General features: G+C 45.1%; 8 protein-coding genes and 2 tRNA genes. 8 read left to right on the top strand and 2 right to left on the bottom strand.

Annotated features, from left to right (window positions below):
* Nucleotides 1–3: 3 nt before the first annotated feature.
* The 8 genes from IEY09_RS18260 (at nt 4) to IEY09_RS18295 (ending at nt 7,367) form a co-directional block, all read left to right on the top strand.
* Nucleotides 4–79 (top strand) — tRNA-Val (locus IEY09_RS18260).
* Between the two features lie 25 nt (nt 80–104).
* Nucleotides 105–180: transfer RNA gene (locus tag IEY09_RS18265), tRNA-Val, on the top strand.
* 150 nt (nt 181–330) lie between these two features.
* Entirely contained in the window at nt 331–561 is a 231-nt protein-coding gene (locus tag IEY09_RS18270; protein ID WP_011073026.1) for a hypothetical protein, read from the top strand.
* Nucleotides 562–953: 392 nt separating this feature from the next.
* Nucleotides 954–1,973 carry a TRAP transporter substrate-binding protein gene (locus tag IEY09_RS18275; RefSeq protein WP_037420553.1) on the top strand — a complete coding sequence of 340 codons (1,020 nt, stop codon included), beginning with the start codon at nt 954–956 and terminating at the stop codon, nt 1,971–1,973.
* A 65-nt stretch (nt 1,974–2,038) separates the two neighbouring features.
* Complete coding sequence (locus IEY09_RS18280) at nt 2,039–2,683, top strand: TRAP transporter small permease (RefSeq protein ID WP_037420550.1); 645 nt, start codon at nt 2,039–2,041, stop codon at nt 2,681–2,683.
* Entirely contained in the window at nt 2,683–4,080 is a 1,398-nt protein-coding gene (locus tag IEY09_RS18285) for a TRAP transporter large permease (protein ID WP_037428311.1), read from the top strand. Before IEY09_RS18280 ends, IEY09_RS18285 begins: the two co-directional genes overlap by 1 nt.
* Nucleotides 4,081–4,179: 99 nt before the next feature.
* On the top strand, nt 4,180–5,991 hold the full coding sequence (locus IEY09_RS18290) for a sensor histidine kinase (protein WP_188872185.1): 1,812 nt from the start codon (nt 4,180–4,182) through the stop codon (nt 5,989–5,991).
* Nucleotides 5,988–7,367 (top strand): sigma-54-dependent transcriptional regulator, encoded by a 1,380-nt coding sequence (locus tag IEY09_RS18295; protein WP_037428305.1) that lies wholly within the window; start codon nt 5,988–5,990, stop codon nt 7,365–7,367. The genes IEY09_RS18290 and IEY09_RS18295 overlap by 4 nt, the downstream gene beginning before the upstream one ends.
* A gap of 125 nt (nt 7,368–7,492) precedes the next feature.
* Here IEY09_RS18295 and IEY09_RS18300 read toward each other — a convergent pair whose 3' ends face one another.
* Nucleotides 7,493–10,564, bottom strand: a complete 3,072-nt coding sequence (locus tag IEY09_RS18300; protein ID WP_188872187.1) for a transglycosylase domain-containing protein — start codon at nt 10,562–10,564, stop codon at nt 7,493–7,495.
* A 283-nt stretch (nt 10,565–10,847) separates the two neighbouring features.
* Nucleotides 10,848–11,426: a thymidine kinase gene (locus IEY09_RS18305; protein WP_037420539.1), complete on the bottom strand. Its 579-nt coding sequence runs from the start codon at nt 11,424–11,426 to the stop codon at nt 10,848–10,850.
* Nucleotides 11,427–11,516: the final 90 nt, after the last annotated feature.

Genomic DNA, 11,516 nt, shown 5'->3' on the forward strand with positions numbered 1-11,516 from the left:
CCGGGTCGCTTAGCTCAGCCGGGAGAGCACCTCCCTTACAAGGAGGGGGTCACTGGTTCGATCCCAGTAGCGACCACCATATTCTGCACTACTGATTTACCCCGGGTCGCTTAGCTCAGCCGGGAGAGCACCTCCCTTACAAGGAGGGGGTCACTGGTTCGATCCCAGTAGCGACCACCATATTTACCTCAAAAACTTTACCGCCTTAGTATCTCAACTATGCTTGTTCTAAATCAGCATGACGTTAATTGAGTCCATTACCTAGTATTTACCCTGATTTTGGCTAAAACGCGCTGATCCATTGTCTTGAGCTATTTGGAGATCAGCACTATGGCTAGCGTCAGTCAATCCGCATCCCTCACCAATATCGCCGCTTATCTTAAACATACTCATGCCTGTGACGAGCAAACTGCCTTAAGAGAAGCCCGTGAGGTCATGCAAAACCTTGTGAGTATGCGCCAAAAAGGGTTTATTACTGGCTGGTATTTCGATGAACGTGGACACTTGGAGTTACTCCCAAGTGATGAGATCTTAAAAAGAATAGGCGAAGATCACGGCTGACCGTCACTGTGCTTTATTTTATCCATGTCACCTCCCCCTACTCCACAGTCATTTTTCAAACCGTTTTTGATCTAAAAGCAACTTATTTTGCTCAGTTAACCATCAAGCTAAAAACCTCAGCTCATATCTCACAAAATGCAGTTTGGGTGGATTTCCACCCATAGGCAAAATCAACGTGAGCGAGATCTCACCCACAAAACTAAAAGTGTGACAAACGTCAAATGAACTACACTTTATTAACCAAACACTTACAGAATCCATCGTAAGTTGGCGTGGTATTTGCCTTTATTAAGACAGACCTCAGGGAAATCAAGGCTGTATTCCTACTCACACTTGGTAACAAACTAACCAAGGCTGAGGACAAATCCTAACAACAGAAAAAGGAACTCAAAATGACATTGAATCAACAAACTGGATTGACCCGTCCACTCAAAACCTTAGTCAAAATGCTCGCCGTTGCCTCCGTATTCGCAACCAGCTTTAACGTATTTGCAGAACCGATTGAAATTAAGTTTTCACACGTTGTGGCAGAAAATACGCCTAAAGGCCAAATGGCACTGAAGTTTAAAGAACTCGTTGAGCAACGTTTACCGGGTGAATACAAGGTCAGTGTATTTCCTAACTCACAGTTATTTGGGGATAACAACGAGTTAGCAGCACTATTGCTAAACGATGTGCAATTTGTAGCACCTTCACTCTCAAAATTTGAACGTTACACCAAACGCTTACAAGTTTTCGACTTACCTTTCCTGTTCAATGACATGGATGCAGTAAACCGTTTCCAACAGGGTGAAGCTGGTCAAGCACTACTCAACTCAATGAGCCGCAAAGGTATTGTGGGTTTAGGCTATTTACACAATGGTATGAAGCAGTTTTCTGCTAACGCACCACTCAAGCAACCTTCTGATGCTAAAGGCTTAAAATTCCGCGTGATGGCATCTGACGTATTAGCCGCACAGTTTGATGCAGTTGGCGCTATCCCCGTGAAAAAACCATTCTCAGAAGTGTTCACCCTGCTACAAACCCGCGCAATCGACGGTCAAGAAAACACTTGGTCTAACACTTACTCACAAAAATTCTATGAAGTTCAAAGCCATATTACAGAAAGTAACCATGGCGTATTGGATTACATGGTCGTGACCTCTGATGCCTTCTGGAAAAGCTTACCTGCGGACAAACGTAAAGTGATCAAAGAAGCATTAGACGAATCTATCGCTTTAGGTAACAAGATCGCTGCAGAAAAAGATAACGAAGACAAGCAATTAATCCTTGATTCAAAACGTTCTCAATTGGTGACCTTAACCCCAGCAGAACGTCAACAATGGGTTGATGTGATGAAACCAGTATGGGCTAAGTTTGAAGATCAAGTCGGTAAAGATGTGATTGAAGCCGCTGTTGCTGCAAATAAATAATAATGAAATAAGCCGCTTAATCTCATTTTGAGGTTAAGCGGTATTTGAGCGAGGGGAGTACAGCTGTGATATCGCGAATTTTTGGTTACTTTGAAGAAGGGGTGCTCAATCTCTTGATCACCTTAATGACACTCTTAGTGTTTACAGAGGTAGTGGCACGATTTTTCTTCAATACCGGTTTCTTATGGATCCAAGAACTCACCTTAACCCTGTGTGGTTGGTTTGTACTCTTTGGTATGTCCTATGGGGTGAAAGTCGGCGCTCACATCGGTGTTGATGCGTTTGTAAAAAATCTACCACCTAAAGCTAAAAAGCTCACATCTCTAGTGACAGCATTGATTTGCTTGGCTTATTGCGGACTATTTCTAAAAGGTAGCTGGCAATATCTGTCGCAGATGTACCAAATTGGCGTTCCGATGGAAGATATTCATTTCCCTAAGTTTTTGTTAAACAGCTTAGATCCTGACTTTGCTTGGAACACATTAAAAATTGATATTGAAGACGGCGCTGTGCCAATTTGGTTATCCCAAAGCATTCTATTGATTGGTTTTAGCATGTTGACTTGGCGTTTCTTAGAACTGTTTATCGCTATCCTGCGCAACCAAGTCTCTGGGTTCCAATTTGCCGATGAAGCGAAAGAAAGCATGCATTTAATTGATGAAGCTGCTCAGCACGCACAACAAGAAACAGACAATAAGGAAGCGAAGTAATGGCCATTGCGACCCTCTTTACTGCCCTACTCGTCTGTATGTTTTTAGGTATGCCTATCGCAATTGCGTTAGGTTTCTCGAGCATGCTGACGATTTTATTCTTTTCCAACGATTCCCTCGCCTCTGTGGCATTAAAACTTTATGAGTCATCGTCAGAGCACTACACCCTGCTGGCGATCCCTTTCTTTATTCTGTCCTCGGCTTTCCTATCAACAGGTGGCGTGGCAAGGCGGATCATCGACTTTGCAATGGATAGTATCGGCCATATCCGTGGCGGTTTAGCCATGGCCTCTGTGATGGCCTGTATGTTATTTGCCGCGGTTTCAGGTTCTTCCCCAGCGACAGTAGCCGCAATTGGCTCAATTGTTATCGTTGGCATGGTAAAAGCAGGTTATCCCGAAAAGTTTGCTTCAGGGGTAATTACCACCTCTGGCACTTTAGGGATTTTGATCCCACCTTCAATCGTGATGCTAGTATATGCAGCGGCGACAGAAGTCTCTGCGGCTAAAATGTTCATGGCGGGTTTAATCCCAGGCTTAATGATGGGTTTCCTACTGATGATAGTGATTTATATCGTCGCCCGTTTTAAGAATCTGCCATCACGTCCCTTCCCTGGCTTTAAGCAACTGGGAATTTCAAGTGCCAAAGCCTTAGGCGGTCTGGCGCTGATCTTTATCGTGTTAGGTTCAATCTACGGCGGTGTAGCCAGCCCAACTGAAGCCTCTGCCGTGGCTTGTATGTATGCATACTTTATTGCGGTATTTGGATATCGTGATATTGGTCCATTGAAAAATGTCGCATGGCGTAACCCTAATGAAGCCATCCCAAGCGCGATCGCTCGTAACTTAGGTCATATGGTGCTGGGGCTGATAAAAACCCCAATCGACAAAGAAATTCGCCATGTGGTGCGTGATGGTGCCAAGGTCAGCATCATGCTGCTGTTTATTATTGCCAACGCCATGTTGTTTGCACACGTGCTCACCACTGAACGTATTCCCCATATTATTGCCGAGTATATTGTGGGGATGGGGCTACCCGCTTGGGGCTTCTTAATCATTGTTAACTTACTGCTATTAGCGGCGGGTAACTTTATGGAGCCATCAGCGATCGTGTTAATTATGGCGCCAATTCTATTTCCGATTGCCACTCAACTTGGTATTGATCCTATCCACTTAGGCATCATTATGGTGGTCAACATGGAGATTGGTATGCTAACGCCGCCTGTTGGGCTTAACCTCTTTGTGACAGCGGGGATCACTGGCCGCAGCATTGGTTGGGTGATCCAATCCGTACTGCCATGGTTAGCACTGATGTTGGCCTTCCTGGCGCTGATCACCTACGTGCCACAAATCTCGCTATTCTTGCCAGAATTACTGGATAAGCTTAATGGATATTAATCTTCAGGAATAAAGATTATTCCTTGATTCTAGATAGTTTTTAAGCGAGCCTACTCAGGCTCGCTTTGTTTTATTCAGTGTGGATCAGGATCGCCTGCTATGTTGCCCATGACGCCTAAAGCCAAAAAACGTCTATTCATGACCATAGTGCTACTTGCGGGTTTGTTTGCCATCTTAAAATTAACGTACTGGGTGCATTTTTATCAGGGAAAAATAGACATCCAACAACAATCTGAGAAACAACTCAAAGAGCTAGTCAGCTTCTTAGATGGCGCCCTGTCACGCTATGAAAGCATCCCTCATGTACTCTCAACCAATCCCATGCTCGCCAATGTGCTCAACGATCAACAAAATGCCAAGAAGGTGCAAGAGCTCAACCTGTATTTAGAGGAAATTCAGCATGTGACAGAGGCGTCTGATATTTATCTTATTGATGCCCTCGGCATTGCAGTCGCAGCCAGCAACTGGCAACAGCCCTTTTCATTTATCGGCAAAGACTACTCCTTCAGACCCTATTACACCGATGCGATTTCGGGCAATTTAGGCCGCTACTATGCGGTGGGCACTAGCTCGGATAAACGCGGTTTTTACTTTTCTTATCCTATTTATCAGCAAGGCGGAAAAGGCATTCTGGGTGCCATTATTGTAAAAGTGGATATCGCCGATATTGAACAGCAAAGCACCAGTATTGCAATGGCTGGCCAATACCAATTTTTAATCAGCGATCCCGACGATATCGTTTTTATTTCAAGTGTAGATGAATGGCGCTTAACCTCACTCACACCACTGACTCAGGCCAAACAATATGCCTTAAATGCCTCAAAGCGTTACGCCGAACGCCCGATAGGTGAACTATTAATAAAACCGCAATATCAAGAAAATAGCCTCAGCAGCGGCCATATCTACCAAATCCGCCAAGGCAATAATCAATCGCAATATATGGATACCCACCATTTGATGACTAAAGCGGGTTGGCGAGTACATATTCTTGCACCATTAAAACCGCTACATGACTCTTTACCTGCACTGATGCTGCTATCGGCATCTATCTACTTGCTGCTTGCCTTAGGTTTACTCTTTAGCAGCGAGCGGCGCCGTAACTTGCAGCGTATGCAATTAGCACAAAGTTTGTTAGAGCAACGGGTCGAGGAGCGTACCCAAGATCTGCAGCAGGCAAATGATCGCCTAAAAGATACCCAAGATGAACTGATCCAAGCCGCTAAGCTGACCGTGATTGGTAGTTTATCCGCCAGTATCAATCATGAGCTTAATCAGCCCTTAGCGGCCCTTCGCAGCTACGCGCAAAATACTCAAACTTTCCTTGCCCGCAATATGCAAGATAAGGCACTGGATAACCTGAAAATTATTATTGAGCTGACCGACCGCTTAGCCGATATTGTTGGGCAATTTAAAAGCTTTACCCGTAAGAGCAAAGGTGCGGATAGTGCCACCGATCTAAAGGGCTGTATAAAACAAGCTCTGACCATAGTGCAGCCCGAAATCGACAAACAAGGGGTTGAACTCGATGTATTGCTACCTGAAGGCCAATATCAGGTTTGGGGCGACAAAGTGCGCTTGCAGCAAGTGTTTGTCAATATTATGAGCAATGCGGTAGTCGCCATGCAGCAATCTCCAAAACGTACACTGAGTATTAGGGTAAACTGCCAAGACAAGTTCTGTATCAGTATTCAAGATTCTGGCCCTGGAGTACGCGAAAGCCAAATGGAGAAAATTTTTGAGCCTTATTTTACCACTAGCGAGCGTACAGGACTTGGCCTAGGTTTATCCATTTCCCAGCGCATTATTGAGTCTATGCAGGGGCAGATTAATGTTGCCAATGCCGAGGACGGCGGCGCCATTTTCCACATTATTTTACCGATTTATTTAGCTGAGGAACGCCAGTCATCATGAGTCTTCCCAATTCAATTCAAGACTATAGCGTACTGATCATCGACGATGAGCCCCATATTGGCACAGTCCTGGTACAACTGTTTGAGCTTGAAGGCATCAAAGCCTTTGCCACCACCGATCCTAAAGGCATTGCTAAACTCCTTGATAGAGACTGGGCAGGTGTGGTGATTTCAGATGTGAATATGCCGCAACTCGATGGCATCAGCCTAATGCAGCAAATTCGCCAGCAAGATCCCGATTTACCCGTCGTGCTACTCACTGGCTTTGGCGATATCGCTATGGCAGTCAATGCGTTAAAGCAAGGTGCCTACGATTTTCTCGAAAAACCCTTTAACAACGAGCATATGTTAGATGTGGTGAAACGTGCCTTGGATAAACGCAGCCTTACCCTCGAAAACCGCAAGTTAAAGAAAGAGTTAGAAAGCCATAACGTGCCAGGGCCAAGAATATTAGGCCACAGCGTCGGCATTTTGCGTATGCGCCATATTATCGACCAAGTTATCGATACCCCCGCAGATGTGCTTATCGAAGGTGAAACTGGCACGGGTAAAGAATTGGTCGCACGCTATCTGCATGACCACAGTAGTCGCAATCAGGCCAACTTTGTCGCTATTAACTGCGGCGCTATTCCTGAAAATTTAATTGAGAGCGAACTCTTTGGTGCCGAAGCTGGCGCGTTTACCGGCGTCGATAAGCTAAGGATAGGTAAGTTTGAGTACGCTAATGGCGGTACACTCTTTTTAGATGAAATCGAAAGTACACCGCTGTCGTTGCAAGTCAAACTGCTGCGGGTACTCGAAGATCGCAAGGTCGAACGCCTAGGCTCCAATAAAAGCATCCATTTGGACATTCGGGTGATTGCCGCCACTAAAGTGGATTTAAAGTCCCTATGTGACACAGGGGAATTCCGCCAAGACTTGCTCTATCGCTTGAATCTGGTGACTGTGCCAATTCCACCACTCAGGGATCGCCGCGAAGATATCCCTTTATTGTTCTTACATTTTGCTCGTATGGCATCAGCGCGCTATCACAAGGCCTTGATTGCCCTCAATGCCGAGCAAAATGCCATCCTTACCTCCCACGATTGGCCGGGTAATGTGCGCGAACTTAGAAATCTGGCAGAGCGTTATGTGTTACTCGGTGGTGAAGCCGCCTTCGCTGGCACCTTAGGTAATGCACCGAGTCTGCATACCAGTATGTCCTTACTGCAACGGGTTGAGTTTTTTGAGCGAGTCTTGATTGAAGAGGCCTTAAGTCATAACAAGGGCAGTATTAAGCAAACCATGGAACAACTCGAACTGCCCCGCAAAACCTTGTACGACAAGATGCGTAAGTACGATTTAGACCGCAAGCAATATATCAACGCCGACGAATAAGCTTGTCGGTGCCAATAAAAACCCCGCAAACCGGTTCACGGCTGCGGGGTTTGCTTTATCTAAGGAACTTCAAACTCGCATTACAATGCTTATGTTTCAAAAACGCATATTGCAAAAGTGAGTCATTACTCATCCCGCACGCACATACCTTTTGATGATTTCACATAAGGCGCAAGAATAGGCATCATCCCTTTCATCACTTGTAATGGCAGCGCCGAGGTAAAACTAAAATCATCGGACTTACTGCCCGGCACAAAGGCAGTTAAGGTGCCGAAGTAGTTATCACCTAAGTAAAACACAAAAGTCGCAGTACGGTTCATCGCCGTGGTAGCGACTTTTCGGCCCTGCTGCATCTGGGTCACAATACGGTTGTCGCCCGTACCCGTTTTACCGCCAATGGCCAGCATCTCGCCGTTATCATCGGTAAAGATACCCTTAAGACGTCGTGCAGTACCGTTTTGAACGACATTTGCCAACGCCGCCTTTAACGCCTGGGCGACTTCATGACGCATCACTCGTTCGCCTTGGGTATTTTGGTTTTCGAGCCGTACTTCATAGGGCGTACCTTCAGCAAAGTGCAATTGATTAATCCGTACCGTCGGTAAACGATAACCATCGTTTTGAATAATCCCCATTAATTCCGCTAAAGCAGCAGGTCTGTCGCCCGAGCTGCCGAGCGCCGAACCTAAAGAAGGCACCATAGATTCAAAGGGATAGCCTAAACGCGCCCAACGCTGATGAATATCAAGGAAAGCTTCAACCTCCAGCATTACTTGTACACGCACATCCCGCGCGTTTTTGTGCCGAGTTCTAAACAGCCAGCGATAGACTTCCTGACGCTCATCTTTACTGGCCTCTTTCACATCGTTGAGGTTAGCTTCAGGATGTTGATTCAAATAATCGAGTACCCAGAGTTCAAGCGGATGCACCCGCGCGATATAGCCTTGATCTGGGAGGTTATATTTTTCGGGGCCGTACTTGTTATATAGCTCTTTGATGCGCTTATCGGTGTAACTATTTTGTGGTAGCCGCTGCTGTAAAAAGGCCTTAAAGGCGACGATAGACTCATTAGGCTGCAAATAACGATAAGCCGCAGTGAGTTGTTGTTCAGCTTGGGTTTGACCATCGAAAAACAGTTCTAAACGCTCATTGGGTGCCACTTTCTTATATTTACGGTAGAACTTAGTCACGAAGGTATTGCCTTCACGATCAGCAAATACCCGCAGATATTCCTCTCGGCGCGGATCCTTATCATTGCGCAGTAAGCGCGCCATATTGCCTTCGTTTTGCATGCTGCTGCTGTAGTTGACAATGTCACGCATTAAACGCACGAAGGGCAAGTTGATCGAGTCTTGCAGTGCTTGATACATGGTCGGAATCTTAAGATCTTCCGTTTTCTTAAAGTTATTAAATACATGCAAACCACCGCCAGTGAAGAACTGCTCATTAGGCGAGGCGGAATATTCCCGTTGCAGCGCAGCATCGAGCATACGATCAAGGCGCCTATCGGGATTGACAATCAAATAGTCAATCGCCCAGCGCGTGAGATGATCGCGAGGTTCAATCACAATCGACTCCAACTCAATGCCGTGTTTTTTCGAATACTTATCGTGAATTTCAGCAATGATCTCAAGGTAAGTCGCGAGCACCCTAAGCTTTGCCGTCGATCCGAGCTCCAACTTACTACCTTCGTTAATATCGAAAGGTTGGTCAGTACTGTCTGTTTGTACCCGTACACGATTGGCCGTGGCGGTTTTTTCATACAGCGTAAAACTGTAGAGTACGTTTTGCAGTTGGCTAGGTTCGAGTAAACGCTCACCTAAAAGTCCGACTTTTTCAGCCGTTGAAGTTTGCCCAAGGCTGCGTAAGTAGTTACTTACTTGCTGTTGTAACTCACTGTGTAGACTACTATTCACGGTTAAATCGAGTCGGTCCAAATCATATAAGCCGACATTCAACATACCCGCTGTACGAATACGGATAGTGTTAACGCCCTTGTCTGCGCCCGATTGGGTATTACGCTGAGGTTTAGCGACTTTAAACTGTAATTTTTGTCCTAGTGCGGCATCCCTGAGTTTACGGTCAATCAGATAATATTGGCCGAGTAAACGGATATGGCTATCAACTAGATTCTCTAAATCTTCATGTCCCTGTAATAGGTAATAGGATGGACGACGCTGAGCAATCATCAGTGCCACCACCTGGCGAAACACTTGGCCACGTTTGGCTGTATTAGCTTTAATTTGGGGGGAAGACAACAGTTGGTTTGCTGTATCGAAATCTGTACCAAACCAAGCCCATAGGCCGTCACCTATGCCATGCACTTCACCATGGTTAGGGGCTGAGGATAAAGGCACTGTGTTTAAGTAATCTTGGATGATACGTTTACGGGCAGGTTCAGTGATTTCTCCCTGTTGGTACACTCGCACTGTTGCTGAGGCTATTTGCAGCAATTTATCCTTGATACTTAAAGTTAATCCCTGAGAAGAATGGCGGAACTTCTCAATTTGCGTCGCCAGTGTACTGCCACCCGCAGTTGAGACATTCATCCCCACCATTTCAGCGATTTGGCTCATCCCCGCCACAATAAAACGTGGCCAATCAATCACCGGATTTAGTTTTGGCTCTGTGGTCCACAACTCGCGGTTTTCAATAAACAGCAAAGTATTGACGATTTCATTAGGGATTTTATCGTCATCCTGATACACACGTTTTGGATAAGTGAACTCGTAGAGATCGGTATTGCGACAGTCAAGCAAAGTCAAACCCGATTGTGCTTTCTCATGGTAAGGCGGGAAAAAGCCTATCTGGGCGTATTCCTGCAACGCAGGAGAAAACTCAACCTGCTGTGTCACTTGGAAATTACGTTGCAATAAGCGATCAATATATTGTGGCAACTTACTGTAGCCATGACGCTCATCGAAGGGGCCATAACTTGGATAGATAATCGACTGAGTAGGCTCGTTTTTCAGCTCATAGGTCAGAGTTTTAGCGTATTGGTGAATATACTTAGACTGGTAATAAGAGGTTTTGACCTCCTGACCAATCAAAATCGCTAAACAAAAAACCAGAATAAATAATAGAAACCAAGCACGCCCTTTAGATCTAGGCTTACGCTCACGCTTTGCCTTAGGCTCGGGTTGTGGCGGACGAGGACGATAGTTTTCAAATTGCATTTCTTGCGTAGAATTAGGCAAAACGGCTCCAAAAAATCACTTAACACATCCTTTCTACGTGGGATTTTTCCCAACTTATGCTTAATACATCAACATGAAGTACAACGGCAAAACTCACACTTATGCTTATCTGAGTGTATCGCCGCGATACATTCTTATTACCTTGCTCGAACAAGATCTAACTGCTCTTGGATGATGGATTATATGTGTTATATCTCACCATATTTTAATGACTTGGCAGCAAGCCTCAAAGTGGTTAGCACAAAAATTCTTATATTTTGGTTAAGTGCTAACCGAGCTTAGGTTAATCCCAAATAAACTCACGAAAATGTTTACGGCATACCGATTCGTAACTTTCATTACCGCCAATTGCGACCTGCTCACCTTCGCGCATGACTTTTCCTTCACCATCTAGCCGCACCACCATATTCGCTTTGCGACCACAGTGACAAATGGTTTTTAGCTCAATTAATTTATCTGCCCAAGCTAATAAATAATGACTACCACTAAAAAGCTCACCTTGAAAGTCAGTCCTCAATCCATAGCACAATACAGGGATATCTATATTATCAACAATGTATGTAAGTTGTTTGACTTGTTCTTTAGTTAAAAACTGGCATTCGTCTACCAACACACAACTCAGATGATTCACTTGATGGGCAGCGGTAATCATTTCAATCAAGTTGTCATCACGGCTAAAAACCTGCGCCTCGGTCTCAATACCAATCCGCGAAGCTACTTTGCCCTTACCGTATCGATCATCGATAGAAGCCGTCATCACTAACGTATTCATACCGCGCTCACGGTAGTTATAGGAAGATTGTAATAAAGAGGTAGATTTACCCGCATTCATTGCTGAATAGTAAAAGTACAATTGCGCCAAAATGAATCCCTTTTTCAAACTGATTGATCATATCTCTGTCACCAGAGTTTATGCCGCTTAGTTTAGCATTGCGCTTGACCCTAGCACACT

Source organism: Shewanella xiamenensis, from assembly GCF_014647135.1.
Classification (GTDB): domain Bacteria; phylum Pseudomonadota; class Gammaproteobacteria; order Enterobacterales; family Shewanellaceae; genus Shewanella; species Shewanella xiamenensis.